Origin of the sequence: Pseudomonas sp. NFPP12, from assembly GCF_900103205.1 — a bacterium.
GTDB lineage: Bacteria > Pseudomonadota > Gammaproteobacteria > Pseudomonadales > Pseudomonadaceae > Aquipseudomonas > Aquipseudomonas protegens.
This window is the reverse complement of sequence record NZ_FMWW01000001.1, coordinates 1,202,937-1,229,201: the sequence shown is the minus strand read 5'-3', so window position 1 is coordinate 1,229,201 and position 26,265 is coordinate 1,202,937. Positions and strand designations below refer to the sequence as shown.

Annotated in this window: 28 protein-coding genes; 8 read left to right on the top strand and 20 right to left on the bottom strand. The window is 60.4% G+C overall.

What is annotated here, in order from left to right; translation table 11 throughout:
- Positions 1-117: 117 nt before the first annotated feature.
- Complete coding sequence (locus BLS75_RS05230; RefSeq protein WP_072450541.1) at positions 118-2,244, top strand: TonB-dependent receptor family protein; 2,127 nt, start codon at positions 118-120, stop codon at positions 2,242-2,244.
- 98 nt (positions 2,245-2,342) lie between these two features.
- Here BLS75_RS05230 and BLS75_RS32355 read toward each other — a convergent pair whose 3' ends face one another.
- The 3 genes from BLS75_RS32355 to BLS75_RS05220 all read right to left on the bottom strand — a co-directional run bounded on the left by BLS75_RS32355 (position 2,343) and on the right by BLS75_RS05220 (position 4,175).
- Positions 2,343-2,492 carry a hypothetical protein gene (locus tag BLS75_RS32355; RefSeq protein ID WP_015635448.1) on the bottom strand — a complete coding sequence of 50 codons (150 nt, stop codon included), beginning with the start codon at positions 2,490-2,492 and terminating at the stop codon, positions 2,343-2,345.
- A gap of 151 nt (positions 2,493-2,643) precedes the next feature.
- A complete protein-coding gene (locus BLS75_RS05225) occupies positions 2,644-3,141 on the bottom strand; it encodes a hypothetical protein (protein WP_019094881.1) in 498 nt (165 codons plus the stop codon).
- A 134-nt stretch (positions 3,142-3,275) separates the two neighbouring features.
- Positions 3,276-4,175, bottom strand: a complete 900-nt coding sequence (locus BLS75_RS05220) for a serine hydrolase domain-containing protein (RefSeq protein ID WP_275656349.1) — start codon at positions 4,173-4,175, stop codon at positions 3,276-3,278.
- Between the two features lie 135 nt (positions 4,176-4,310).
- Here BLS75_RS05220 and BLS75_RS05215 point away from each other — a divergent pair, with 135 nt between their 5' ends.
- Entirely contained in the window at positions 4,311-4,841 is a 531-nt protein-coding gene (locus BLS75_RS05215; protein ID WP_072450540.1) for a hypothetical protein, read from the top strand.
- 8 nt (positions 4,842-4,849) lie between these two features.
- Here BLS75_RS05215 and BLS75_RS05210 read toward each other — a convergent pair whose 3' ends face one another.
- The 5 genes from BLS75_RS05210 to BLS75_RS05190 form a co-directional block, all read right to left on the bottom strand.
- Positions 4,850-5,323 carry a hypothetical protein gene (locus tag BLS75_RS05210; protein WP_011061069.1) on the bottom strand — a complete coding sequence of 158 codons (474 nt, stop codon included), beginning with the start codon at positions 5,321-5,323 and terminating at the stop codon, positions 4,850-4,852.
- A 100-nt stretch (positions 5,324-5,423) separates the two neighbouring features.
- Positions 5,424-7,136, bottom strand: a complete 1,713-nt coding sequence (locus tag BLS75_RS05205; RefSeq protein ID WP_072450539.1) for an amidase — start codon at positions 7,134-7,136, stop codon at positions 5,424-5,426.
- Between the two features lie 214 nt (positions 7,137-7,350).
- Positions 7,351-7,971, bottom strand: a complete 621-nt coding sequence (locus tag BLS75_RS05200; RefSeq protein WP_015635452.1) for a GIY-YIG nuclease family protein — start codon at positions 7,969-7,971, stop codon at positions 7,351-7,353.
- A 54-nt stretch (positions 7,972-8,025) separates the two neighbouring features.
- The gene (locus BLS75_RS05195) at positions 8,026-8,466 is read right to left on the bottom strand and encodes a hypothetical protein (RefSeq protein ID WP_072450538.1); all 441 of its coding nucleotides are present in this window, start codon (positions 8,464-8,466) and stop codon (positions 8,026-8,028) included.
- 20 nt (positions 8,467-8,486) lie between these two features.
- On the bottom strand, positions 8,487-9,452 hold the full coding sequence (locus tag BLS75_RS05190; protein ID WP_072450537.1) for a suppressor of fused domain protein: 966 nt from the start codon (positions 9,450-9,452) through the stop codon (positions 8,487-8,489).
- Positions 9,453-9,521: 69 nt separating this feature from the next.
- Between BLS75_RS05190 and BLS75_RS05185 the strand changes: the two genes are divergently transcribed.
- Together BLS75_RS05185 and BLS75_RS05180 are read left to right on the top strand one after the other, a co-directional pair.
- A complete protein-coding gene (locus BLS75_RS05185; protein ID WP_065363932.1) occupies positions 9,522-9,881 on the top strand; it encodes a DUF7677 family protein in 360 nt (119 codons plus the stop codon).
- A 75-nt stretch (positions 9,882-9,956) separates the two neighbouring features.
- Complete coding sequence (locus tag BLS75_RS05180; protein WP_011061074.1) at positions 9,957-10,394, top strand: HIT family protein; 438 nt, start codon at positions 9,957-9,959, stop codon at positions 10,392-10,394.
- Positions 10,395-10,503: 109 nt separating this feature from the next.
- On the opposite strand, the gene BLS75_RS05175 is transcribed toward BLS75_RS05180, so the two are convergent.
- From BLS75_RS05175 to BLS75_RS05160, 4 genes are all read right to left on the bottom strand, one after another.
- The gene (locus tag BLS75_RS05175) at positions 10,504-12,723 is read right to left on the bottom strand and encodes an OsmC domain/YcaO domain-containing protein (protein ID WP_072442017.1); all 2,220 of its coding nucleotides are present in this window, start codon (positions 12,721-12,723) and stop codon (positions 10,504-10,506) included.
- Between the two features lie 548 nt (positions 12,724-13,271).
- The gene (locus BLS75_RS05170) at positions 13,272-13,946 is read right to left on the bottom strand and encodes a hypothetical protein (protein ID WP_143031417.1); all 675 of its coding nucleotides are present in this window, start codon (positions 13,944-13,946) and stop codon (positions 13,272-13,274) included.
- 456 nt (positions 13,947-14,402) lie between these two features.
- Complete coding sequence (locus BLS75_RS05165) at positions 14,403-15,185, bottom strand: hypothetical protein (protein ID WP_072450535.1); 783 nt, start codon at positions 15,183-15,185, stop codon at positions 14,403-14,405.
- Positions 15,186-15,308: 123 nt separating this feature from the next.
- Positions 15,309-16,100, bottom strand: a complete 792-nt coding sequence (locus BLS75_RS05160) for a response regulator transcription factor (RefSeq protein ID WP_011061102.1) — start codon at positions 16,098-16,100, stop codon at positions 15,309-15,311.
- Between the two features lie 139 nt (positions 16,101-16,239).
- Here BLS75_RS05160 and BLS75_RS05155 point away from each other — a divergent pair, with 139 nt between their 5' ends.
- Complete coding sequence (locus BLS75_RS05155) at positions 16,240-17,343, top strand: extracellular solute-binding protein (RefSeq protein ID WP_015635473.1); 1,104 nt, start codon at positions 16,240-16,242, stop codon at positions 17,341-17,343.
- Positions 17,344-17,507: 164 nt separating this feature from the next.
- Entirely contained in the window at positions 17,508-18,692 is a 1,185-nt protein-coding gene (locus tag BLS75_RS05150) for a contractile injection system protein, VgrG/Pvc8 family (protein ID WP_072450534.1), read from the top strand.
- Between the two features lie 123 nt (positions 18,693-18,815).
- On the opposite strand, the gene BLS75_RS05145 is transcribed toward BLS75_RS05150, so the two are convergent.
- Both BLS75_RS05145 and BLS75_RS05140 read right to left on the bottom strand, forming a co-directional pair.
- On the bottom strand, positions 18,816-19,247 hold the full coding sequence (locus BLS75_RS05145; RefSeq protein WP_072450533.1) for a hypothetical protein: 432 nt from the start codon (positions 19,245-19,247) through the stop codon (positions 18,816-18,818).
- Positions 19,244-19,714 (bottom strand): DUF6896 domain-containing protein, encoded by a 471-nt coding sequence (locus tag BLS75_RS05140; protein WP_072450532.1) that lies wholly within the window; start codon positions 19,712-19,714, stop codon positions 19,244-19,246. The genes BLS75_RS05145 and BLS75_RS05140 overlap by 4 nt, the downstream gene beginning before the upstream one ends.
- Here BLS75_RS05140 and BLS75_RS05135 point away from each other — a divergent pair.
- Positions 19,713-19,991 (top strand): hypothetical protein, encoded by a 279-nt coding sequence (locus tag BLS75_RS05135; protein WP_072441992.1) that lies wholly within the window; start codon positions 19,713-19,715, stop codon positions 19,989-19,991. The genes BLS75_RS05140 and BLS75_RS05135 overlap by 2 nt on opposite strands.
- Before the next feature lie 63 nt (positions 19,992-20,054).
- Entirely contained in the window at positions 20,055-20,651 is a 597-nt protein-coding gene (locus tag BLS75_RS05130; RefSeq protein ID WP_072450531.1) for a hypothetical protein, read from the top strand.
- 49 nt (positions 20,652-20,700) lie between these two features.
- Here the strand turns inward: BLS75_RS05130 and BLS75_RS05125 are convergent, their stop codons facing one another.
- From BLS75_RS05125 to BLS75_RS05105, 6 genes are all read right to left on the bottom strand, one after another.
- Positions 20,701-21,339 (bottom strand): helix-turn-helix domain-containing protein, encoded by a 639-nt coding sequence (locus BLS75_RS05125; protein ID WP_072450530.1) that lies wholly within the window; start codon positions 21,337-21,339, stop codon positions 20,701-20,703.
- Positions 21,336-21,668, bottom strand: coding sequence for a type II toxin-antitoxin system HigB family toxin (locus BLS75_RS05120; protein WP_072450529.1), 333 nt, complete (start codon positions 21,666-21,668; stop codon positions 21,336-21,338). The genes BLS75_RS05125 and BLS75_RS05120 overlap by 4 nt, the downstream gene beginning before the upstream one ends.
- Before the next feature lie 654 nt (positions 21,669-22,322).
- Entirely contained in the window at positions 22,323-24,206 is a 1,884-nt protein-coding gene (locus BLS75_RS05115; RefSeq protein WP_239690640.1) for a T6SS phospholipase effector Tle1-like catalytic domain-containing protein, read from the bottom strand.
- A 45-nt stretch (positions 24,207-24,251) separates the two neighbouring features.
- Complete coding sequence (locus BLS75_RS32560; protein WP_239690639.1) at positions 24,252-24,923, bottom strand: phospholipase effector Tle1 domain-containing protein; 672 nt, start codon at positions 24,921-24,923, stop codon at positions 24,252-24,254.
- A complete protein-coding gene (locus BLS75_RS05110; protein WP_072450528.1) occupies positions 24,908-25,426 on the bottom strand; it encodes a Tli1a family immunity protein in 519 nt (172 codons plus the stop codon). The genes BLS75_RS32560 and BLS75_RS05110 overlap by 16 nt, the downstream gene beginning before the upstream one ends.
- Positions 25,427-25,528: 102 nt before the next feature.
- Entirely contained in the window at positions 25,529-26,086 is a 558-nt protein-coding gene (locus BLS75_RS05105; RefSeq protein ID WP_072450527.1) for a Tli1a family immunity protein, read from the bottom strand.
- Positions 26,087-26,265: the final 179 nt, after the last annotated feature.

Genomic DNA, 26,265 nt, shown 5'->3' with positions numbered 1-26,265 from the left:
TTTGAGCGCCGATTTCCCGCCGCCTGAATGACCTTGGCCAGATTGTCCTGTGCTCTGTTGGTTCTTTCCTGCGTCGCACCTTGCATTGCCCTCTTTCTGCCGGTCGGAGTTTTCTCGATGTCTTCCCCAAAATCCTTGCCCACGGTCCTGTTGGGCCTGGCCCTTGCCTGCCCGGCGCTTGCCGAAACCCGCGCTGTAGAGCTGGCACCGGCGCAGGTCCTGGGGCAGGAGCCGGTTGGCGAGGGGCAGGGCATGGAGGAGGCCGCGGCGCGGCTGGCCCAGGTGCCCGGCGGCACCAATGTGGTGGACATGCGCCGCCCGCTGCAGGGCCGGGTGGCCAGCAACCAGGATGTGCTGGCCTACCAGCCCGGGGTCTATGCCCAATCGGCGGGCAACGAAGGGGTGAAGATCTCGATCCGCGGCTCGGGCATCAACCGCGCACCGGGTGCCCATGCCTCGGGGCTGTATACGATGCTCGACGGCCTGCCCCTGACCGGCCCCGGTGGCACGCCCTATGAATTGCTGGAGCCCTTGTGGGTCGACCACGTGGAAGTGCTGCGTGGCGCCAACGGGTTCGACCGTGGCGCCCTGGCCCTGGGCGGGGCCATCGATTACGTCAGCCATACCGGCTATGACGCACCGCTGTTGCAGGTGCGCTACGCCACCGGCAGCCACGGTTATCAGCAGCGTCAGGTCAGTTCCGGGCAAGTGCTGGGGGATTTCGACTATTACGTGTCACTGACCGACTCCAATGCCGACGGCTACCAGGATCACACCCGCAGCCAGAGCAAGGGGCTGATCGGCAACTTCGGCTACCGCTTCAACCCGAACCTGGAAACCCGCTTCTACCTGCGCTACCGCGAGACCGACAACGATCTGGCCGGGCGCGTGACCAAGCGCTCCATCGAACACGACCCGCGGGCGGCCAACCCGGCCTACGTCAGCCGCGACGACCGGCGCAAGCAGCCGGGCAGTACCTTTGTCGGCAACAAGACCACCTATTACCTGGACGACGATTCGAGTATCCAGGCCGGGCTGGTGTACCACGACTACCCCATGGACCTGCGCGAAGGCCCCAACCGCCTGAAGGTGGCCTACAGCGACGTCAGCGGCACCCTGGACTACAAGCGCCGCGACAGCCTCTGGGGCCTGGAAAGCCGCAGCACCCTGGGCCTGCGGGTGACCAAGCACCTGCCCAATGACGGTGCCAGCGAGTTCGTGCGCATTCCCACCGGCAATACCGCGAACTATGCGCCGGGCACGCGGATCCGCAACTTCACTTACCAGGGCTCGGACACCGTCCTGCACGTTGGCAATGACCTGGAGATCGCCGACGACCTGTGGCTGACCACCGGGCTGGCGGCCATCTACACCCGCCGCGAAAGCGCGGTGACTTACCCCGAGGGCGGCGGCAAGACCAGCCTTGGCGATTGGGACTACGCGCCGCGCCTGGGCCTGCGCTATCAGCTGAACCCGGATCTGCAACTGTTCGCCAACCTCAGCCGCTCGGTGGAAGCGCCACACCCCTGGTCGCTGATCTACAGCGCCAATCAGCGTTTTCCGGCCGGCAGCGGCGTCGCCACCGGCGCCCAGCGCGACCCGGTCAAGCTGCGCAATCAGACCGCTACCACCCTGGAACTGGGCGGGCGCGGCGACAGCAGCCTGGGCCAGTGGAGCCTGGCCTGGTACTACGCCCAGGTGCGCCACGAACTGCTTTCGGTGCTGCCGGACGCCAACGCCACCACGCCTTACGAGCTCAACGCCAGCCCCACCGTGCACCAGGGCGTGGAAGCCAGCCTGCAGAGCGAGCTGTGGTCGCGCCCGGGCGTCGGCCGCCTGAGCCTGCGCCAGGCCTATACCTTCAGTGATTTCCACTACCGCGACGATCAGCGTTTCGCCAACAACCGCCTGCCGGGCCTGCCCATGCACTACTACCAGGGCGAGCTGCGCTACGACTGGCCCCTGGGCTTCTTCGCCGCGCTCAATACCCAGCTGGTGTCCAAGGTGGCGGTGGATTACGCCAACAGCTACTACGCCGATCCCTATGCGCTGTTCGGCGCCACCCTGGGCTACAACGCGCCGAAGAACGACTGGCAGACCTGGGTCGATGTGCGCAACCTGACCGACAAGCGCTACGCCGCCACCGTGACCCCGGGCTATGACGACAAGGGGCTGGACGCGGCGCGTTCAACGCCGGGGGAAGGGCTGGGGGTGTACCTGGGGGTGTCCTGGAGCCTGCGCTGAAAGCAGGGCCGCGAGCGAGCCGACACCCCCCAATGAAAGTGCCCGCAGCAGCGGGCACCTGGTTCATGCCGGGCGGTGTCAGCCCGGGCGGCAGTGATTTACCACTGGCCCGAGAACACGCAGGTCAGCGCTTCGATGGCGCTGAACTTCCACAGCGAGTCGCCGCAGTCGCTGGCAAAGGCGTGGGCGTTGGAGGCGGTGAGGGCCAGGGCGATGGCCGAGGCATAGACGATTTTCTTGAGCGACATGGGAAAACTCCTTGTTATGAATCCGCACGTTCTTGTAGGCGCCGTCCTGAAGGGGGGGGCTGCTGCGGACTATAGGCCCGTGCTGCCCCCGGCACTATTAGCCCGAGTGTGCTAATGGCCCATGCGCATCACTGTGCCGCCCGGCCCAGGCTCAGTTGCGAAAATACAGCTCGTCCAGCTGCCGCCGGCGTATCACCAGGTACTCCTCCCAGACCTTGGGGAAATCCTCGTCCCGGGTCAGGGGGAAGGTCAGGTAGTAAGTCCGACCGCTGACACTGATGTACTCCCGCACCCGCTTGTACGCCGGCTGTTCCAGCAGCGAGATGTATTCGTCATAGGCGTAGTGGTAGTGGGAAATCGTCACCCGATGGGGCGCGATCATGCAGCGGGAGAAGTCGATCACCCAGCCATGGCTCATGTCGCTGCCCAGGTAGCCGTAGACCCCATCCTCGGAGAGGCTGATGGCTTTTCGTGCCTGTACCCCATCCTCATCGTTGACCAGCACGATCTGGCTTTCGAAGTAGCGGATGGCCTGTTGCTCGGGGCCGCGCAACTGCAGGTTCCAGCCGACGGCGCCCATGCGGAACTCGCCCTGCTCGGTATATTCGGCAGTCCAGCCGTTGGCAAGGGTAATGCTGTGTGTGGTCATTGTCGTCCTGGTGATGGCTGTCCCTGAAGGCTGGGGATTGTACGTCAGCCGCTGTGCGAAACGGCAGGGCCCGTGGCGCCCGGTCAGTCATGCCCGCATGCGAGCTGTCCTGTGACTGTGGCCGTGCCCTGTGGCTAGTTCGCCAGTGCGTGGCGCAGATGCGCCAGGGCCCGGGTTTCGACCTGGCCCTGGTCGCTCCCCGGATTGAAGACCGCGCAGCAGGCGCTGGTGCCGGCGACGTTGGCGCGATAGACCGCCAGCGTGCTGCCGGGGCCGCTGCCGGTGTGGCCGTAGAGCGTCAGGCCAGACTCGACACTGCCCACCATCAGGCCCATGGCATAGCCGGGAGCGACCCAGGGCCGGCCGGCCATCGGCCCGCCCAGAAGCTGGGCCTGCTGCATGCCTGCCAGCAGTGCCGGGGGCAATAGCGCGCCGCTCAACAGCCGATCCAGCAGCAGCGCCGCCTCCGCCAGGGGCCCCACCAGCAGGCCGTGGTAGACCCAGCCGGGGTGGTAGTCGCCCAACTGGCCCAGGTCCACATCCCGCAGGTCTTCGCGGGTCACGGCGAGGCGCGTGCGAGACAGGCCCAGGGGCGCCAGTACCCGTTGTTGCAGGGCAAGGTGCAGGGGCAGGTCCGTCGCCTGCTGGATCAGCTGCGCCACGAACAGGTAGCCCACATTGGAGTAGCGCCACTGGCTGCCGGGGGCGTAGCGCAGGCGGCTGGCGTCCAGGCGCAGCAGCATCTGTGCATCGGGCCATGCATCCTCGTTGCGCAAAACCGCGTCGTGGTAGTCGCTCAGCTCGCTGTAGTCCGCCAGCCCGGCCTGATGCCGCAGCAACTGGCGCAGGGTGAAGGGGTCCTGGGGCAGCGGCTCATCCAGCCCCAGCAGGCTGTCGCGCACCAGGGTCAGGGCCGCTGCGCTAAGCACGGTCTTGGTGAAGCTCCACCAGGGCACCAGTGGCTGGGGTTGCTGTGGGGCCAGCGGTTGGCCGTTGTGGATCAGGGCATGAAGCACGGAGGGGATGTCCTTGATGGGCTGTGTTGCCGCGCGCTGTTGGGCCAATCAGGTCGTGAGCGGCCCTGCAGGGTACGGCATAATGCGCGGCCGTTTGGCTAAACCTAGGAATTGATCAGGAGGATCAGGCTGGCTATGTACAGACTTGGGCACATGATAGACAACCAGTGGGTCGAGCACAGTTATCCGCCGGTATTCGTGGTGGCGCCTATTGGCGAGGGGCAGCGCGTGGTGGCGGGCGCCCCAGGCTCGGACCCGCAGGTCCTGCTCAGCCTGCTGGGCTGCCTGGCCGAGCCGCTGGTGCTGCTGTTCGTGCTGCACACGCCCCGGGACGAATCGCAAGCCGGACGCTACTGGAGCCCGCAGCTGTCGCGTGAGGACGTTCAGGATTTCATCTACGACTTCAAGCCACTGCTCTGTGGCGACAGCCGTTTCGACCTGTGGGTCCACTCGCCCGAGCAACAGGCCACCGTAGTCTGGGACCGGCACAACCTGATCTATGGCTACGGGCCGCTGGAAGACTACGCCACGGCCCTGCGCGCACTGGGCTTCGGCCATGGCGAGCCGCAGTTGCCCGTGCCCCATACCCACCACTACCACCCGCAGCTGGACGACCTGTGCCGGCAGTTGCTCACCCACTTCGATTGGCAGCACTCGCCATTGCGACCTGAGGATGAGCAGTGATGGTGCAATCAAGCCCACTCATGCTCGGTCAATCTTTTGAATTCAGTGCAGGCCTCGTCAAACTGTTGCCTGGAGAATTCGGCGCGTTGAGCGTTGCTGTTCCAGGCCACCGCAGTGACCAGTCCGTCGATCACTGTGACGGCTCGTCCAAAACGTTCCCAGATCAGCTTGTCTCCCCGTACCACCTGCTCGACCACGGCCACTGTGCAACTTAGATCCATGTCGTCGGGGCAGATCAGCAACGGGACGATGCTCGAGCAATCCTCGCTCGCGGGAGCCAGTAACTGCCAGGCAAGTTCTGCGTGCTCGTCATCGATCAGCCAGCCCTGGGCCGGTACCAATCCCTCGGTGCTGTCTGCCCCCGAGCCATCGTAGATGACCCCCTTGATCCAACTGTCCAGGGGGACGTCGTCGAGGGTGAAGACGGGGTGGGGGGCCTTGGTGTATTTCGATTGATGCATTGCAGCGCGAATGTGGTTCATGGGGTCTCGCCAACGGGTTGAGCGCAAAAGGTCATGCGCAAAGGGGACTCGAAGGGACGGCGTTGAGGAACGGGGCCGTTGCGGCCCCCGATCCGGTTTGTCACTGGCCGCTGTGCAAGGCCGGCGTGCGCGGTGGAATCAGGCGCTTGCTGCCGGTGGCCTCGAAGGCCGAAGCCAGGCCCAGCAGGCTCGAGTCGTCATAGGCGCGCCCGGCGAAGGTCAGCCCCACCGGCATGCCGATGTCCGCCATCACCCCCATGGGCACGGTAACGGTGGGCACCCCCAGGTGGCGGATGGCGAGGTTGCCGTTGGCCACCCACACGCCATTGCTCCAGGCGATGTCTGCCGACTCGGGGTTGATATCGGCATCGGCCGGGCCAACGTCGGCCACGGTGGGGAACAGCACGGCGTCCAGCCCCAGGCGGTCCATCCAGTCTTCCAGGTCGATGCGCCGGGTCTGCTCCAGGCCGCGCAGGCCGTCGGCCAGGGTGGCGATCTGGTCCCAGGTCTTGAGCCCGCGCTTGGCCATGTTCACGTATTCGTCCATGCCGGCGGCCAGGTCGTCTTCGCGGTTGGGCAGGGTGCCGGGGTCGTGGGGGAAGATCTGCGGCCCGTCGACATCCGCCAGGCGGTTGAGCTTGGGGTCGTCGTTGGCCCGCAGGAAGTCGTCGAAGGCCCAGCCCGAGAGCTCCCACAGCTCGTCGTGGAGGAACTCCTTGCTGACCAGGCCGCGGTTGTACACGGTCGGCGCGCCGGGGCGGTCGCCCTCGCAGTTGGACACCAGGGGGAAGTCCACTTCCAGCACTTGCGCGCCGGCGGCTTCCAGGGCCTGGCGCGCCTGCTCCCAAAGGCTGATCACCGAGGGCCGGGTATGGATGCGCTGGCCGGTGGGGCCGCCGATGCCCGGTTTCTCGCTGGTGCCGGCCTCAGGGTCGGCATTGATGTACATGCGCGGCACGCCAAGGCGCTTGCCCTTGAGCGCCGCGGCGCCGGCCGCCAGTTGCGGGTAGGACGCCGGGCGCACCGAAGCGACGCTGGGGATCGGCACCCAGGGTTGCAGGCGCCACAGGTCGCCGCGGGTGTCCGGGTCTTCGGCCACCACCACGTCCAGCACTTCCAGGAGGTCGGCCATGGTCCGGGCAAAAGGCACCACCACGTCCATGGTCGGGGTCAGCGGCCAGTTGCCGCGCACCGAGATCACCCCGCGCGACGGGGTGTAGGCGCACAGCCCGTTGTTGGAGGCCGGGCCACGGCCGCTGGACCAGGTTTCCTCGGCCAGGCCGAAGGCGGCGAAGCTGGCGGCGGTGGCGGTGCCGGCGCCATTGGACGAGCCCGAGGCGAAGGGCGCGGTCAGGTAAGCGGCGTTATAGGGGCTTTCGGCGCGGCCATACACGCCACGCTGCATGCCGCCGTTGGCCATGGGCGGCATGTTGGTCTTGCCCAGGCAGATGGCCCCGGCAGCCCGCAGGCGCTCGATGGTGAAGGCGTCGCGGTAGGCCACCAGCTCGGCGAAGGCCGGGCTGCCGGAAGCAGCCGTCAGGCCCTTGACCAGGTAGCTGTCCTTGGCGGTGTAGGGAATGCCGTCCAGCGGGCCCAGGGTCTGGCCCTTGGCGCGGCGCTCATCGGCGGCCCGCGCCTCGTTCAGCGCCTCGGGGTTGCGCACCACCACGGCGTTGAGGGCGGTGGCGGTGTTCGGGCCGTCATAGGCCTCGATCCGCTCCAGATAGGCCTGGACTAGTTCCACCGAGGTGGCCTGCCCGGACTCCAGGGCGGCGCGCAGGTGGGCAATGGTGACTTCGGTGACTTCGATCATGCTGCTACCGCCGTTGGCTGGTGGGTGATGAGGTGCAGAGGGCGCAACGGGGCGCGGGTTTTCGGGTATTGGCTGTGCATGGTGATTCTCGTGGTACGGCTGGCACGACAAGGGTGGCATGGGAACGCTGGGGGCCTTTTTAGCATCTAGTGCCGGGCAGAGGAATCGGCTTGATGGATTATTGCTTCAGGCCAACTGCGCCAGGGCCTGCGGGCTAGAGGTAGATCTTTCCCTCGGCGTCCCTTGCGTGAAACTGCTGCAGGAAAGCGTGGTAGTCACGATAGTCATGGAAGTCCATGCCGGCCTTGTCAGCCCGATCGTGGAGATCCCGTGGATTGGGACGAAAGATTTTCTTGATCTGGCGCATTCGCTGCACATCGATGCCGTTGAATTTTTGATCTCGCTCATAGTGGCTGTAGAGATTCTTTCCACCGACCGAGAACCCGCGGCGAGCCAGAATCCAGTCGACTTGAGCCTCTGCCTCCTCGGGATGTATGGGGAACCATTCGGAGTCACGGCCGGTGTCCAAGTGCTTGATCGGCTCTCCAAAGACCGATCTTGAATGGATGTAACGCTCGATGTCGGACAGCTCCCGGCGCGAAGTCCCGTTGGAGCACTTGGACAGTTCATAGACCGTGAACAGGGTAAGGAAAGGATTGTAGGTCTTGCCTTCGGCAATCCGTTGCTGCGGAGTTCGCTTGGTGGTCAGCCCGATCTTTGTCAGGCCCATGTCGCGGATGTCGATGGCGATATAGAGCCAGGCATACAGGGCAGGGGTGCAGTCAGCGTAGTACTCGTTGAACTGCGCTTCTTCATCGTCAAAATCGAGGTCCATCTAGCCACCTTCCTTACGGGCTGCTGAATGCAATAGCTGATTGCAAGAGCTCGCTCATGCGGGCTCCACGTTGAACTCGCCAAGGTAGTCCAGGGTTGCCGTGCTTGCGGGCTGGCGTTGATTGGCGCCGCCGGAGATCGATTTGTGGTCACCGTAAATCGACTCGCAGCCAACGATGATGAAATGGCTGTAGCCGGAGTCGATGCGCGTGCGCAGCTGCTTTTTTTCGGCGTCGCTGCGGATCAGCGATTCCAGGTATTGCGGGCCGTCTTCACTGTCGATCAGCTCGACGAAATCGGAGTCCATGTAGTACCCCAGCTCCTGTTTGAGGCCCCAGCTGGGGTTGCGTGCTTCCCAAGCGCTGAACTCGGCGTCGCTGGCGTCGGCCGCGGGGGCGGGCTCCCACTGTTCGAAGGCAAACCGTTCGGCCTCTGCCTGGTCCGGGAACCGGGCAGCGAACAGGTAGAAAGGAAAGTAGGCATCGGCTTCTGACATGGACGGCTAGGCTCCTTGGTTCAGATCAGGCTGGCGCGCTGCAAATGGCTGACATGAGCATGGCCGGCGGCGCTCAAGCGCACGGCCAGGTCTTCCCGGGCCTGGGCCCCGCCGCTGCGTACGTACTCCAGCTCCGCGGCGGTGATCAGCACCACCGGCACCAGGGTCACGGGGGACAGCGGCATGTCTTCCAGGCGTGTCGGGAAGTCCGGGGCCGGGCCGCCCACCAGTACCCCGGCGCAGTCGTCAGCGCTGATGAAATGCGCTGGCAGTTGCTCGCTCATGGCGCGGGACTGGCTGACGCCGGGCAGTTCCAGGGACAGCACCCCGTAGCGCTGCAGGCGGGCAGTGAGGCCACCGGCATCGGCCGTGGTGTTGGCCACGCAGCGCAGCAGTTCGAAAGCCCAGCTATCGGCGAACGGGTAGACATCACCCACCGCGCCCTGGGCATGGGGTGGGATGTCCGGGGTTTCGACGAACAGTTCCATCTCGAAACCATTGCCCAGATCATCGCCTGTGACCCCATCGAACGGGTCGGACAGGCCCTCGGTGGCGAGAATGATGCCGTTGTTGCGACGCACGATGCGATAGGCCTGGCGCGTGGAGGGCCAGTGCGAGCCGCCCATGAAACTGGGGCTGATGGCGAAGCCCAGGACGTCTTGCTCACAGTGGCCGACCGCTTGCCAGTGGCGATCGAGGCAGGCGGCACCGGCCTCCATCAGGGCAATACCGGCCAGCTCTGCTTGGGTTGGCTGGTACTGGGCGTAGGGCTCCTCTGCGGCGGCCGGTTCGCCGGCGGGCAGGGCGGGCTCGGCCTTTTGTGGCGCCGGCTTTTTGAAGACGCTGAGCAGTTTTTCCAGGAAATTCATCGGGCGATCCTTGCAGGGCAAGTGCGTTGCACAAGGCGCACAGCACAGGGGTAGAGAGAGGGGGCACATTGTGACGGGTTTGCCGTGCCCATGGAAACCGACGGATGCAAGTTGCACGAAGCCTTGCCTTGCCGGTGTGGCTGCCCGAGAATCCGCCCCGGTCCGCTATCAAGGAAAGTGATCAGCATGTCTTACCCGAAGAAGCTAAGTCCGGAGTTTTCCGGGGCACTGAGAACCTTCAGTTTCTGGGTCGCCAACGGCACCTTGGGCTATCCGTTGCTGGAAGGCGTCGACTACCGCAGTTGCCTCGGGGACGAGCCGAGCATGCTGGAGATGGCCTATGCCATTTTTGCCAATGTGCTGGAGCTGGACGAGCAGGGCGTACCGGTGAATGCCAAGTACGCCGAGCACCGGGCGGCGCAGTACATCCGCCAGTATTGCGATCCGGGCTACCAGGCACGGCCGGCGTTCGAGGACTGGGAGCAGGAGCTGTACGGCCCGCCCGAGCGGGACGACAGCAAGCCCTGGCCAGCCGGCGTGGCCTAGGTTTTTCGACGGCTGGATACAAGCCTCGGGCACTACGGCTTCGAAACGACGAACCCCCCTCATCAAGGATTATGAATGTCGCTGATTTCGCAACGTGTAGAACTGGCCCGACAGGGTGCCAACGACAAGGTGATTTGCCGCATGGCCTCGGGCTGGGCGGTGATGGGCGATGTGCAGTTTCTTGAGGGCTATTGCCTGTTGTTGCCGGACCCGGTGGTGGCCAGCTTGAACGACCTGGATGCCCAGGCCCGGGCCACCTACCTGCTGGACATGGCCCGCATCGGCGATGCGCTGCTCGAGGCCACCGGAGCGCTGCGCATCAACTATGAAATCCTCGGCAACTCGGAGCCTGAGTTGCATTGCCATATCTTTCCCCGCTACGCCTCGGAGCCGGAAGGCAAGCGCCGGATGCCGGTGTGGTTCTACGACTGGAAGACCGCGCCGCCCTATGTCGAGGCCGAGCACGGCCCATTGCGCCAGCAGCTTGCCCGGATATTGGCTGGCCAATTGTAGGAGCGAGCTTGCTCGCGATGCTCGTTAACGAAAAACGCCGCGTTCACTGGGGGAGCGCGGCGTGCTTGAGTGCTTCGCGAGCAAGCTCGCTCCTACAAGGGGCTGTTGATCAGCGCTTTGCTGCGCTCCACTTGGCTCGCGCTGCGTGCAGCTTCTTGTAGCTGTCGATCAGCCGCAGGTGGCGGTCCAGGCCTTCGAGCTGCAGGTTGGTCGGGGTCAGGCCGTAGAAGCGCACGCGGCCTTGCACCGAGCCGATCACCGCGTCCATCCGTTCGTTGCCGAACATGCGCCGCAAGTTGGCCTCGTAGTCGCCCAGCTCCAGCTCGTCGTCCAGCTCCACTTCCAGCACCGCGTTCAGGGCCTGGTAGAACAGCCCGCGCTCGACGGTGTTGTCGTTGTATTGCAGGAACATCTCCACCAGCTCCTTGGCCGGGTCGAACTGCCCCAGGGCCACGTGGATCAGCAGCTTCAGCTCCAGGATGGTCAACTGGCCCCAGGCGGTGTTGTCGTCGAACTCGATGCCGATCAGGGTGGTGATGTCGGTGTAGTCGTCCAGTTCGCTTTCTTCCAGGCGCTCCACCAGCGAGCGCAGGCCGTCTTCGTCCAGGCTGTGCAGGTTGAGGATGTCTTCACGGAAGAACAGCGCCTTGTTGGTGTTGTCCCAGATCAGGTCGTCCACCGGGTAGATTTCCGAGTAGTCCGGCACCAGGATGCGGCAGGCCGTGGCCCCCAGGTGTTCGTACACCGCCATGTAGACTTCCTTGCCCAGGCCCTCGAGGATGCCGAACAGGGTCGCGGCCTCCTCGGCGTTGGCCGCCGCTCTTTCACCGCTGCTGCCCTGGCTGGTGAAGTCCCACTCGACGAATTCGAAATCCGCTTTGGCACTGAAGAAACGCCACGACACCACGCCGCTGGAGTCGATGAAGTGCTCGACGAAGTTGTTCGGCTCCATCAGCGCCTGGCTTTCGAAGGTCGGCTGCGGCAGGTCGTTCAAGCCTTCGAAACTGCGGCCCTGGAGCAGTTCGGTGAGGCTGCGCTCCAGCGCCACCTCGAAGCTCGGGTGGGCGCCGAACGAGGCGAACACGCCGCCGGTGCGCGGGTTCATCAGGGTCACGCACATCACCGGGAACTCACCACCCAGGGACGCATCCTTGACCAGCACCGGAAAGCCTTGTTCTTCCAGACCCTGGATGCCGGCCAGAATGCTCGGGTACTTGGCCAGCACTTCCTGAGGCACATCCGGCAGGGCCATCTCGCCTTCGAGAATCTGGCGCTTGACCGCCCGCTCGAAGATCTCCGACAGGCACTGCACCTGGGCTTCGGCCAGGGTGTTGCCGGCGCTCATGCCGTTGCTCAGGTACAGGTTCTCGATCAGGTTGGAGGGGAAATACACCACCTCACCGTCGGACTGGCGCACATAGGGCAGGCAGCAGATACCGCGCTCGATATTGCCCGAGTTGGTGTCGTACAGATGCGAGCCGCGCAGCTCGCCATCCGGGTTGTAGATGGCCAGGCAGTGCTCGTCGAGGATCTCCTTGGGCAGCTCATCCTTGCGCCCCGGCTGGAACCAGCGCTCGTCCGGGTAATGCACGAACTCGGCGTTGGCGATCTCTTCGCCCCAGAACTGATCGTTGTAGAAGAAGTTGCAGTTCAGGCGCTCGATGAACTCGCCCAGGGCCGACGCCAGTGCGCTTTCCTTGGTGGCGCCCTTGCCGTTGGTGAAGCACATCGGCGACTGCGCATCGCGGATATGCAGCGACCAGACGTTGGGCACGATATTGCGCCACGAAGCGATTTCGATCTTCATCCCCAGGCCCGCGAGGATCCCGGACATGTTGGCGATGGTCTGCTCCAGGGGCAGGTCCTTGCCGGCAATGTAGGTGCCTTCGCTGGAGCCCGATTGCGGCATCAACAGCGCCTGGGCATCGGCGTCGAGGTTTTCCACTTCCTCGATGATGAATTCGGGGCCGGTCTGCACCACCTTCTTCACCGTGCAACGGTCGATGGAACGCAGGATGCCCTGGCGGTCCTTGTCGCTGATGTCCGCCGGCAGCTCGACCTGGATCTTGAAGATCTGGTTGTAGCGGTTTTCCGGATCGACAATGTTGTTCTGCGACAGGCGGATATTGTCGGTGGGGATATTGCGGGTCTGGCAGTACAGCTTCACGAAGTACGCCGCGCACAGCGCCGAAGAAGCCAGGAAATAATCGAACGGCCCCGGCGCCGAACCATCGCCCTTGTAGCGGATAGGTTGGTCGGCCACCACCGTGAAGTCGTCGAACTTGGCTTCAAGTCGAAGGTTGTCGAGAAAGTTGACCTTGATTTCCATGGGGGGCACCGGCGTGACGAGGCAAAAAAATGGGGGGCATTATCCGGGTTTTTACCGGGTTGTGGGGTGGTTTTTGTGCGGGGAGGGGCAGCGAGTTAGCGTTGCTTGAGTGCAGCTCATTGGTTTTCGCAACAGAATGTCGAATGGGGATGTCTGAATGTGGTACTGCATCTCCCTTTCTTTGATATGTCTGTATCGAATGAAGAACCGTGCTCATTGGGATGAGCACGGTTTCCGTTAGCGTTTCGGAGCGCTACGGAGGTGGCGTCTTATATGTTCACGCTGACCATTGCGGGTACGATCGTATGCGCGAACAGAGACAGTCTTTTCATCAGTACAAGACATTTTCTATCCCCTTTTAAAGAGAGAGAACGCGGTGGACATTGTCGGCTGCCCACGCACTCTGTATTCTGATTTCGTGAGGACTCAGTTCAGAGTGTTCCGGCAGACAGATGCCGCGAAATTACCGTTCTGTGCTTGAGCCTTTAGTACAGGGAGGGGTTGCACCCCCTTTCCTGTACGCTTTCTCAAGCCCACCTTTTGTTAATTCAGAAGAGTTTGGTCATCTTATCTATATCGCTGTCCTCATACAGACTTATCATTTTTTTGTGCCTCTCTTCGGAAATAATCCGTGAGTCGGGCAGGTGGCCGATTAGGTAGCACTTGATAGTACTTATGATGTGCTGAGTAATTTTCTCCTCGATCTCGGCCTGCATCTCCTCCTTTGAATACTGGGTTCCATAATCGAAAATGCTGACAAACCACTTGTTTTTGAGCAGGTGGAAACTCATGACGTTGCGTGTCGTTCTGGTGCTAGTTTTTATGTGTTTTTCATCGGTCACTCGATTGAAGTAGGCCGAGTCGATCCTGAAGTGCTCGTATGATTCTCTGTGGTCGTTTCGCGGAGTCCAAAACTCGGGAATGACAAAAACCAGTCTCTGCAGAACTTGTTCCGGCAGATTTTCGGGAGGGGTAATGGTCACCAGAAGATGTCCCACAAGCTCGGGGAACGCGTTCGGCGGTTTTTTCCAGTTAAACGTGCAAGCCACCACATTCTTACCTTCGATACCGAGAATCTCGGCTTTGTCGATGGTGTTTTGGACGAGTAAACGCATGTCATCGCTGATCGACAGCTCAGCGCCCTCGACCAGCCTTTGATATTCGTTGAGAACATCTTGGTCCAGCCTGACGCTGACGGATTTTTTTACTTTCTGCTCGCTCACGGACGCCACCAAAAGATTACGAATTCATACGTAAACTATACACGATGAATACGATTTGCATAGGTGCTCAGGATTTCTTTGGCTTTCTCCGCCCCTGCCCTGGCAGGGGCGATGATGGCTGCTCGATGATCACGCGCTGGTCTTAGGGGTAGGTACTCAGTGAAATCTAAAGGGGCCCTCAACTCATGATGTTTTGTTGGAGCATTCAAATTGAACGGAAGGAGTTCAAGATCGTTTTGCCTCCTTCTTCCCGGCTTGCGCAAAGGCTTCAGCCTGATTCAAGACATCTGGCAACTGAACGGGCCTGAAACCTAACTAAAAATATGCCCCCCGGCCCAAATCACTCTTTTTGTCGAAAAGTTGAAGCAGGTTTAACCGATCGGCTTTTCTAGTTGATTCATGACCCGCCCCAGCCACCATCAATTGGCTGCTGTTGCAGTTCCCTTTCTCCGAGCGTCATTCCACGTAGCGCAGCCACAGGTGAGTGCGACCGCGAACAGCCTCGACAACCGTTGAAACCACGGCTTGTCGGTCCTCCTCGGGGGTGTTGTAGAGCGCACAAAAATCCCTCGCCACCGCGCTGGCGACGCAAAGGTCGGCAGGCCCTGCACGCAGGAAGCCGAGGTAGGACGCGCCCACCCCGATCAACTCATAGCCATGGGCCTGGGCGAAATGGCGGGCCACCGCAAAGTTCTGCGCGGGGCCCAGGTCGCAACTGAAGTAGCCGTTGGGAAAAGCGGCGAGCGCCTGATAGGACTGCTCGACGGGCACCAGGAGTGCCGAGAGGGGTTGGTCGAGCAGTGATACCGGGTTTTGCTGATAGTCCACCCATTCGCGCAGGGCTGGCTCATCAAGGGTCAGGCCGTGGGCGCAAGCGTCTTCGAACGAGCTGCCTGCCACCAGGTCAGTGAAGTTGCGCAAGCAGATCGCGAACTCGGCCTTGGTGGTGGGGTAGCCCAGGTATTCACCCTGTTCGAAGCACTCTGCAGGTAGCAGGGCGATCTCCTGCTCCGAGGCATCGTCCAGCCCCAGGTTGTTGCGGGCATGCCCGGAGGTGTAGCGGGCCTGGGGCAGATCGTCCAGCGAGAGAAGGGGCTGGAAACCCGGGTGGTCGCCAGCGATCTTGCGGTAGGCGTCGATCAGCTCATCCAGGCTGGAAATGGCGCTCAGGCTGTATTCATCGCAGGTGCCAGCGGCGGGGTTGCCAGGCATTGCGTTACCGCGAAATTGGATATCCATCGAATGGCTACCGGCTCCATGTGGGTGTTCAGGCGAATGAGCAACGCTCGGTCGAACGTACGTGAGCCTGCTGGTGCTCTCGCTGTTCGTGCCAGGCCCGTGAGTTCATTTCAGGCCCGGGGCCTAGCTTAAAGAGAGCACATCCTGCCTGGGCATGAAGAAGCGTGCAAAGAGTTCGGACTGTGACTTGATGTTCAACTTGGCGTAGATGTTGCGGCGGTGCACTTTGATCGTCTCTGTGGAGAGGGAGAGCTTTCCTGCGATTTCCTTGTTGGAAAAGCCACTGAGCAGCAGCCTGAGCACATCACTTTCCCGCGTGGTTATCTGGGTACCAAACTGGGTGATCGTTTCCGGCCATTGCGGCGGTTCGCTGAGGCTTTTTTCCACATCGACTTCGAAGCACATGCGCTGATGCATGAGTGCCGTGACCCACGGCTTGATGATGTCCAGCATGGTGATGTGTTCCTGGCTGAAATGGGCGTTGCTGCCAATGGAAATGCACAGTGTTCTGTCAGCATCGAGCTGGATGTTGTATTGCACTTCATCTACGCAAATATATTGTGCAAAGTACTTGTGGTAGTACTCGGTTTCAACAAAGTACTCCGGCGCTATATCCAGTAGATGAAAGAAGCCGCTCTGCGGGTTTTCCCGGTTGGCGATATAGAAGGGGTCCAGCAAATACAGGCCTTTTACATAGAGGTGAATGAACGCATCCACTTCTTCTGCATCTGCCACCTCGGGCAGGCTGACAACTTGCACTTGTTGATTGCTGAAGATCAAAACCACCCAGTTATCAATCTGCACATATTCATTGAGTGTGCGGATAAGTGAGCTCCAGAACTCTGGGCGATTCAACTGCAGAATCAGTTTTCCAATCGAACGGTGCCAGGCCAGGCTATGAAGATCGAGTGGCATTTTCTACCCCTTTAGGGTTAGGGAATGGTCGGCCGGAGCTAAGTAATCGTAGGTATTTACTATTGGCTGATGCCCGGTATATTCGCTGGCACAGGTTTACGACCGCCATGAGGGCACGTCGTCTGGACAAGGATGTTGCATGAGAAAGTCACGTTTGCGAACCATTTTTTCGGCTGCGTTTCTCTATGCCGGAATAAGCACAACGGCGGGTGCCGCAGAGCCTGCCATGTACCTCTACAACTGGTTCGGGCTGCTCGCACCAGAGACTCCAAAGGAGTTCGAACAGGCCACCGGCACCCGTATCCACATGGATGCCTTCGACAGCGCCGATATCATGCAGAGCAAGGTCATGGCCGGGCGCACGGGGTATGACGTGGTGGTGGCGACCTCCAATGTACTGCCCAGCCTGATCCAGGCCGGAGTCCTGCAGCCACTTGATTCAGGTCAACTAAGTAACCTGTCCCATGTCGATCCCGCCATCCTGGCGCAACTGGCGGTCAATGACCCGGGCAATCGCTACGCAGTGCCCTACTTGTGGGGCACCACCGGCATTGGTTATGACGTGGATAAAGTCAAGGCAGCCCTGGGCGACAATGCCCCGGTCAACAGTTGGGACCTGATCTTCAAGGAAGAGAACATCAGCAAGTTGCAGTCTTGTGGTGTGGCCATGCTCGACTCTCCCAGCGAGATCATCTCGATTGCCTTGAATTACCTCGGGCTGCCCAGCAATAGCAAGAACCCGGATGATTACCAGAAAGCTCAAGCGCTGCTGTTGAAGATTCGCCCCTATATCCTTTATTTCGACTCCTCCAGAATCGATACCGACTTGGCGGGCGGCAACATCTGTGTCGTTGTGGGCTGGGCCAATGGCGCCCTGGCTGCGCAAGCCGCCAATGAAAGTGCCAATACCGGGCGCAGGATCAACTACAGCCTTCCTCGTGAAGGTGCGCTGGTCTGGTCGGAAAACCTGGTGCTGTTGAAAGATGCCCCTCACCCCAAGGAAGGGCTGGCCTTCATCAACTATATGTTGCGCCCGGAAGTGATTGCCAAGACCTCGAATCACACGCTTTATCCTAATGGCAATAAAGATGCCACCGAGTTTGTCGAGCAGAAGTTGCGCGATAACCCCTGGATTTATCCAGACAAGCAAACCATCGCCACATTGGTTCCGCTTGAGCCGCTGCCTTTGAAACTGGAAAGAATCCGTACTCGGGTCTGGACCAAGGTGAAGAGCAGTATCTGATCTGAGTTGACTCTTCGCTTGCTGCTTCATGCACATCGTTATTGTGTGTGAGCGCATTGTTCAAACACTCGGAGACATGTACGCGTCTTGTGCAAGATGAACTTTTGCGCAAGGCGCTGCACGACCGTGCCCATTCAACAGGTTATGCAATAAGAGAACAGTGGATGTTCAGCCCAGCCAATGCACCCCGGTTCAGCCTGACAATCGACGGTTTTGCGCACGACTTAAAGGTGCGCGCGTTCACCGGAGAAGAGGCGATCAGCAAGCCTTATTTCTTCAATGTGGAGTGTGTGTGCGAGCGGCCGGATCTGGATCTGCAATGCCTCTTCGATGTGCCGGCTTTTCTGGCATTCGACACTTGGGGCAATGGCATTCATGGGCGCATCTATCACATTGCGCGAGGCCCAGACGCCCAAGGCTTGACGCACTACAACCTGGCCCTGGTGCCGCACCTGTCCTACTTGCGTCACCGTATCAACAAGAGGATCTATCAGCAGTTCTCGGTGCCCGCTATCGTCGCCCTGGTCCTGGAGGAGCATGGGATTCTGGGGGATGCCTACCGCTTTGAGCTCGGGGCGAGCTACCCCGAGCGTGACTGCTGCACCCAGTACGATGAAACCGATCTGCATTTTATTCAGCGCCTGTGCGAGGAAGAGGGAATTCACTTCCACTTCCAGCACAGCGCTCAAGGCCACGTGCTGGTCTTTGGCGATCAGCAGGCAGTATTCCCCCCGATCGGGCCGACCACGGCTTTTACCCCCGGGCACGATGGGCTCGCCACCCTGTTACCGATCGGTCACGGCACGCCGACAAGCCTGCGTGCCAGGGAGTCGCGCCAGGTTGAAGGGCAAGGTACGCAGAGCGGGCTGCTCAGTGGTCATGTCCTGGAAACCTCGGGCCAGGGCAGCGACCTCTGGCTACTGACTCAGGTCATTCATGAGGGCAAGCAACCACAGGTTGCGGATGAGAGCGTCGCCAATGGCCACACTGACAACCAGGATCAACTGCGCCAGGGTTATCGCAACCGTTTCACCGCGCTTGCGTTGGACCTTTGCTATCGCCCGCCTTTGGCTCATGAGAAGCCTCTGGCGCCAGGCAACCAGACGGCGCTGGTCATTGCCCTGGAAGACCAGGCGAACTCGCGTGGTCAGCGTTTCGAAAGGGTCAAGGTCAAGTTTCCCTGGGACCGCGAAGGTCGGTTCGACGACAAGAGCAGTTGTTGGCTGGCCGGTACTGCCAATTGGCGTTGTGAAGTGACGCCGCTGCGACCCGGTGTGGAGGTCAAAGTCGCGTTTCTTGAAAACGACCCCGATCAACCGCTGATCAGCGGTTGCCTGTGTTGCGGCTGATACGCCATTGCCCTGAACGCGCATCAAGCCGCCAGGGAGAAGGCCCGGACCACACTCGATAGTGAGTCGTCGGTTGCCATCAGTGGCCTGATCCCAGGCCTTGGTCCTGACGCCAGGGCTTTCTCATGAGTGTCTGGCCGCGTAGGTCTGACCCGTCAGCAGGATGACGCCTTCTTTCGAGCAGACGCGGGTGATGCTGTTGATCACGACTTCAAGGCCGCTGGAATGCGGGAACAGCGAAAACAGCAACTCGAAATACAGATAGTCCTGGACCAGGCGCGCCGCCTGATCGGGATGGTCCTTCAACAGCGTCCTGAAGCTTGGGTAGCCCAGCTCTGCAAGCTCCGGGAGGTCGACAAAACCCTGGTCGATATCGTCGGTTTTGCATTCGGCGGCAAAGGTGTCCGCGCATTCAAGAAAGCGTTGCGGCAGATCGCCGTGGTGGATGCGCAGTTCATAGGGCGTTACCGGGATCGTCAGTGCCTCGCCGAAGCCCAGGCTGCGATAGCCGACGGTTCGTGGGTCGATGATTTGGCCGGCTGAGGTGAACTTCATGATGGGCTTCCGGGGTGCTCGGGGGGTGAAGGACTGTCGCTATCTTCGAGCGTGCGCGCTTGGGATCTAACGGTTGCGACGTAATAAAGGATATAGCCCGAATACACCAGCGAGCCTGCTGCCACTTCTTGGTCGAAGCACTGCTTTAGTTCATCCTCATCCGTAAAACCGTATTCCACGAGCCTGTTCTCGGCAAAACCGGCCAGCCTCGATAGGGTTACGCCGTCGATTTCGCCCTGCTCGCCAAAGTCAAAGCTCACCGTTGCCGTTGGCAGGTGAACGGCGCAGCCATAGCCGTGCTTGAAGTAGCGAATACCGCCAGCCAGTTCTCCTTGATCCGGGATATCGGTTCCCACCCAATCGGCGTTGCTGGCAGGGAGGGGAATGGCGGATTGTTGCATCAGTTCGACAGCCGTGCGGATGCTGGCTTGGTAGTCGGAAACAAGATGGGCGAGGTGCGGGTTCATGGGAATTGGCATCGTGGGCAAGGGGGCAGAAGATTTCAGAGATTGCGGCGCGATACAAGCGGCGAGTGTGCTGGATGCGCGCCAGTGCGTTGATATCGGTATATTCGCCCGGACAAATTTCGGAGCCGAAAACATGGGGTTTTCCACCACTGTCTGGGAATGGTACGGGCAGGATGAGTACAAGCGGGTGTTGGCGGTGGGCGAGGCGCAGTTGCGCCCCTTTCTGGAGGAACTGATGGTGGATTGTGGACGTGCGGTGCGTGGCGTGAAGTCTTGACCCAAGTATTGGCCAGAGGCTGTTAACGAATGCGGCAACCTGTGATGGAGTGGACAGAAACGGATGTTTGACGAGCTGATATTTACCGGTGAAACGCCTGCAAAAGAGGATGCCTATGTCGGTGGTGGGGCCTGCCTGCCCACAGAGCTGGCTTGGCCCTGTTCGCCTGATGGAGTGCCGCTGACACACCTGATGGCCATTCCTGGACATTGGTTTTCAGAGGCCCTGATCGATAGGAGTTATTGGGTTTCGGTTTTTGTGCCGTACTTGCCGGGCGAAGTCGGTCACTATCGAAAGTTGCGTGCCATCCAGGGGCGCTCGCAAGCGGTTGTCATGGGCTATGTTCGAGCCGGTTCCGAGCGGAATGAGGCTGTTCAGCCGATTGCAGATCGCGGGGCGGTACGGCTGGGGGTGAACTGTGAGGTGGACGATGACGAGAACCTGGCCTCGAAGCTGGATGGCGTGGACGCTTGGCTGCAGGCGCCTGTTTTAGCGGGGACAGGGCGCAGAAGGGTATCCATTTATGGGGGCGATCTGGATAGAGCGCTGCCTGAGCATAAAGGCGTGCTTTCGGATGGCATGGGGTATCTGTTTCTGGATGAGGATTTTTCAGAGCGGATAGGCGCGGGGATTGGTCGGTTCTTTTTGCAGTTGGGGTAGGGGAGATGGCGTTAGCGTACGGAACTCAGAACGGCAGGATGGAAACGCGCTATCCCTTGGTCGGAGCTTTACCCAAGTGTCTGCGGCTCTTGGACGCTACCCGTTTGGATTCACCTGCGTCGGCACCTTTCACTGGGAGTAAGTTCCGGGAGATGTTGCTAGTGCGGTAATAAGCTGAAGTCTGTTTAGCCTTCGTCCGAACGGTTTCGAGTGGCGCCGCCTTTCCCGAGGCTGCCGATACGAACGCCCTAGGCTCCATCGAAAATCGCTCTGCCAGCGCGTATGCCATCTTGTGACTGATGGGGCGATCTCCACTGAGTACCTTGGACACCGCTGTTTTATCGCCAATTTCAGGGAGGTCAGAGCCCGTGAGCCCGAGCGTTTCCATCAGATCCTTGATCAACTGCACGGGGGTGCAGGTCGCCTCAAATGCAGCGTTCGATTCGCGAAACTGCTCGGAGTGGCGCTGGTAGGCCAGGATTTCATCCTCGAGTTCGACAAGAACTTTCTCTTCGACCTTGCTCAGCTCGCGCCCGTCAGTGAGTTCATCGAGCAGGTTGGTCGCACGCTCATAGTCGGCGGGGGTCTTGATGCCGTGCACAAACTCACCACGCAGGCGCTCCAGTACTGCGTGCAGTTCGCCAAGCGTTGCGATCACGGTTTGAAGTTCGTTTCGGGCTGTGCTCATCGTTTTACCCCTTGGTTGCTTGCATACCAGTCGTTGGCAAGGTCGTAGTCAGCATGTGTGTAGATGTGTTTGACGTAAAACTTCTGTCGGGTGTAGTTGACGCCGCCGATCACCCTGAGATTGTTTCCGCCTACGTCGATCACGACCCAGTTCGCTGCGGCTCTCGGTTTGAACAAGTCGATCCCTTGCGTACCGAAAAGCTTTTGCAGGTCTGCGAATCCTTTTGGGCGTGCCATCCTCAAAATCCGCAGGCAACGATCAAGCCCGGCCTTGTCGATCGGATACAAAATCGCAGCATCGGTAAAACGTGATGGCGTGAGAATGTCCATAGGTTTCCCTGTCTTCGAGCCAATGCTACTCTGGTTGTGTTTTTTCACAACTGCGGTTTGTCGACAGCTTGAGACTTAATGGTTCCTCCTTGCGAGGGGGCATTTGGGTATTCCTCCAGCAAGTTGCGACCGTCGCGCAGAGTCATTTCAGCGACCTTGGTGATGTGCTGCCGGTTGGTGTTGTCAGCATTTTTTCGGTGCGCGAGATGCGCTCGAAACGCGGGTTGGCGAACCGAGAGAGACTATGGGCGTTGGGTCCCGGAGGGGACAAGTCAGACGCGTCTGCAAGTTTTGTAGGATTGCGGAGGGGGACTTGGCGGCCTGCGAGCCAGCCAGTTTTTCTGGGTGGTTGGGGTACATATCCGCTGCTGCGGTAACGACCACTTAAGGTTTCACCCTTACGGCGAGTGCCTTTTTACAGTCGCCTGAAACGTAACCAAAAACGCTTGCCCCCGCGTTCTGCCTTCGCGGCGCTCAGGTTCCCTCGCTCCGGTGCCCATCAGGGGGCATCGTTTCCAGCGATGGCCTCGACTTTGTCGAGGGACGCTGCGCGCCCGTCCCCTGATGAACACCTGCACTCAGCCTGCCGAGGGGCGGGTGGGTCAAGATCAACAGCCAAATCAACAGCAGAAGCAAAAGCCAGAATAATTTTGGTCATGTATTGAGGTGCCTGGCTGCGCTCTTTGCTTGGTCCAGCCAGCCCGGGACTGTTGCTTCTTGTGCTGCATCAAGTGGATTCAAGGGTTCTTCTGGCGCAGCGTTTGGTGCGTTGGCTTGTGCTGCCAGGGCTTGGGCGGCTTTGAGGATGGTTTTCAAGTCGTCGGTGGTGGCGGTCTGTTCGTTAAGCGCCGCAGGCATTGGCAGTGCCTGTGCTTGTTTCAGTACGCTGCCAGGATCGTGAGTGAAGACGCGCAGGGCTTCCATGCCTTCAAGCATCGGCAGGGCGAGGCCGGTAACGGTGTCGAATGCGCGGATCTCTGGTAAGCCGGCTTTGCCTCGAAGGACCGGGATGCCCAGGGACGGAATAATCAGCCCCACCAGCAAGCGTGGGTCGCGGCGTTTGATGCTCAGGCCAATGCTGCCCACAGCCACGGCTACGCCGATGACTCGGGTGGCGGTCGCCAGCAGCGACAGTTGCTTGTTCGATTCGTTGTCGAAAAAGACGCAGCGGTAACGGAAGTAGTCGCTGAAGAGTTCGCGTTCGTTGAGGTTGGAGTTCATGAACCAGGCACGGGAGTCGTGTACCTGCTCGTCGAACAGCCTGATGATGGCCTTGGCCTGTTCGTCCTGGGGCTGGCCATTGGAGTCGAACAGCATTGCGTAATGATGGTTGCCGGCGCGGCGCAGCTTGGCGTAGTCCTCGGCTTCGTCCTGGTCGTTGGTCATGTAGACGATGCCACCCAGGAGGATATTGGGCAGGCTGCCCAGACTGAAGCCGTCGCCTTCGCTCAAGCCCCATTCGGGGATGTAGTCGCGGCGAAAGTCGGTCATGGCGTTTTCCAATTGCCGGTGGTCCAGGCTCGGTTCGAACACTTTGCTGGTATTGAGCTCGACCGGGGAGGCGGCTCCTGTGCGGCGTTCGTACTCCTGTTTCACCCGTTCATGTTCTTGCCGGGTTTGCTGCTGGCGCTCCGACCATTCAGGCAGCGGTTGATTGGCCCGGACGGCGGCGTCTTCTTCGAGCTGCATCCAGTGCAGGGCCTCGAAGGATTCGATTTCCCTGGCGGTCATGTCGCCACCGCGGTGGTGGCCGCTCTTCATCACTTCGCCATAGGAGGGAGTGTGTCTGAGGCGGTAGTTGGCATAGCGGTTGATGCGCCAGCCGGTGATCAGGCCGGCCTGGCGCTCCATGACGTCTTCCAGGGGGCCATTTTCGACGGAGTTGAGCCAGGTGTTGAAGCGCTTGATTGGGGTGGGGCCGATGTCGAATTCGTTTTCTGTTTCAACATCCATTTCCAACCAGGGCCACTCCTTCTTCCAGACACCGAGTGCCCGGGACGGTACCTGCAACGGCGCACCAACCTTGAATGCTTCGGCGTACATATGGTGCAAGGCAATCTGCGATAGCAGTTCATGGCTACCGGCGAAGGCTTTGCCCTGATCGCCAGGCGGGTAGCCGCCACCGACATCGGAGTGCATGCCGGGGTAGAGGTATTCAGCGGTGCCATTGCGATAGGTGGAAGGGCAGTCGGGGTCGTCCGGGTCGGCTTTGCGCCGGATCGAATCCAGGGGGAAGCAGCCCCGTTGTTCGTGGGCGGCGACCAGGTGCACACAGTGTTCGAGAAAGGCTTCGGAGTCCGGCAGGCGCAGCGAGCCGTCGGCCCAGCCCATGTGCCCGGCGGCGAAGGGCACTATGTAGGGAATGCCCACCGAAGCCACGGTGTCGAACAGACCCATGAACACGATCTTGATGGGCAGCCCGGCGAACAGGTAGCAGGTTTCGCCGTTCACCTCGACCCTGGTCAAGGCTTCGAGCCAGGTGGCGAAGGCCCGGGCTTCGGCGGCGCCACGGGAGAAGCCGTATATGAACAGGCGCACTGCTTTGATCCTGGCGATGGACTTGGCGGCGTGGGCGGCATCTATTTAGCTTTTCAGGGTTGCCAATGGCTCTTTCAGCGCTTCCTGACGGCGGGCGTGGCTGTCTTTGAACAGGGATGCGCCGAGCAGATCTTCGGTGAGGCTGGTGCCCATTTTTTCGACGAGTTGACAGGAGTCTTCTACCGTTAGCGGTTCTTTGCCGCAGGCTCTTTTGAGTGCATCTATAAGACGTGTCAGGCCCCAGTTAATCCGCTTTTCGCCGCCCATCGACATTTTTAGACCGTCAGCATCGGGCTTGAACTCACCTATTTCCTTGAACTCGGTGCCGACACCTTGCATGTAATATGCATAAAAGCCCTGCTGCTCTATTGACTCCTTTGAGGTGCGTCCCAGGCTCGCATGGTATAGGCGAGCCACATTGGTAGTGGTAGAAGGTCGGGCGATGCTATCGCTGGGCTCGTGGTTATTGGTGCCGTCAAAACACAGAGTGATGCTCAGAATTTTCATGCAGGGCGAACCAATGTAAACGTTTCCTGCGGCTTGGGCTGCGCGCTGCGCCGCGAGCTCAAAGGGGGCAAAGGCTTTGTGTTGTTCTCGGCGGTTGTGTGCCACTTGCTTGGGTGTCTCAGGTAGCAGTCCACCGTCTCTGAATTCGGGTGTAGGGGTGAGCCATTGTGCTTCTGGCCGGGAGTGAGGTGGAGTTAGGGCTTCGGGCATGTCTTGGGCTCCTGCATCTTTTCAGGGAAATTAAAGGGATAGTCCGGGCGGCTTGGATAGGTGGTCCCAGCCGACACTGCGACTTGGTTGCAAGGTAGAAAATGCACATTGACCAGCCCCAACTTTTCATATGGAGCTACAAGCACTACTGCACGGTGGCGTGTGTAATTGGCGGCATGTTTTTTGTACTCGGCTCTGTAACCATCAGTGCCTAGGGGAGGCCAATTTGCGGATGCATGAGGATCGGGATCTTTTTCCCATTCGACGACTACGGTTAATCCCGGATGCCACCTGACCGGAAGTGCAGCGCAACAGTTTTGTTTTCCTCCACCTCCATAAGGGCTGATGTTAGGACCTCCACTCCCATTGACTGAGAAGCGGTTAATGGCTGCCGAGGTATGGCTGAAGCCCTCTATCGGGGCTCCAAGTACGCGGGTTTTTGGTTCAGCGCAGCCTTGCACAGCGATGCAACTGATTAACACAAAGAGCAAAAAGCGAGTCATGGGACAGCCTTGTCGTGAGCGAGCTTCCGGGGAAGCGGAAGTTGGATCGTTACTTGTGGTCGTTAGCTGCTTCGCTAGCGGCCGATCAGGTGGAATGCGCAATTAGGGCTTCGGACATGCATTTGGCTCCTGCATTTTTTGAGGGAAGTTAAAGGGATACCCAGGTTGGCCTGGCAACTCCGCCACGGCGGATACCGCGACTTGATTGCAGGGCAAAAAATGAACGTCGATAGCTCCGGGTCGTTCATACGGCGCAACAGCCACCACCGCGCGATGACGGGTGTACTTGGCTGCGTGAATCTTGTAGGCCGCCCTGTAGCCATCAGTCCCTAGTGGTGGCCAATTTGCAGATGCGTGAGGGTCAGAGTCTTTTTCCCACTCTACGACCACGGTCAAACCAGGATGCCACTTGACCGGAAGTGGTGCGCAGCACATCTGGCTACCCCCACCTCCATAGGGGCTGATATTCGGGCCGCCATTGCCATTGACCGAAAAGCGGTTGATGGCCGCCGAGGTGTGGCTGAAGCCCTCGATGGGCAATCCAATCATGTCGGCTGTTTGTCCTGCGCAGCCTTGCAGGGCGAGGGCGCTGACCAATGCCCGGAGCAGCAGGCCATTCCTGCGCTGTGCCTTGCCCTGCGCGAGGCGTTGAACATCCATGGTTCCTCCTGTCGTAACAGTGTTTTGGCGTGGCCGTCCGCCACGCTGAAAGCTGCCGGCCTTATAGCCTGAATGCACTGCGCAAGGGCTTGCGCACCGGGCTGTAACGCAGGCTGGGGCTGGCGAGAATTAATTCACGACCAAATATTTCGCGAAGCAGCCCAGGCCTGCCCATCCGG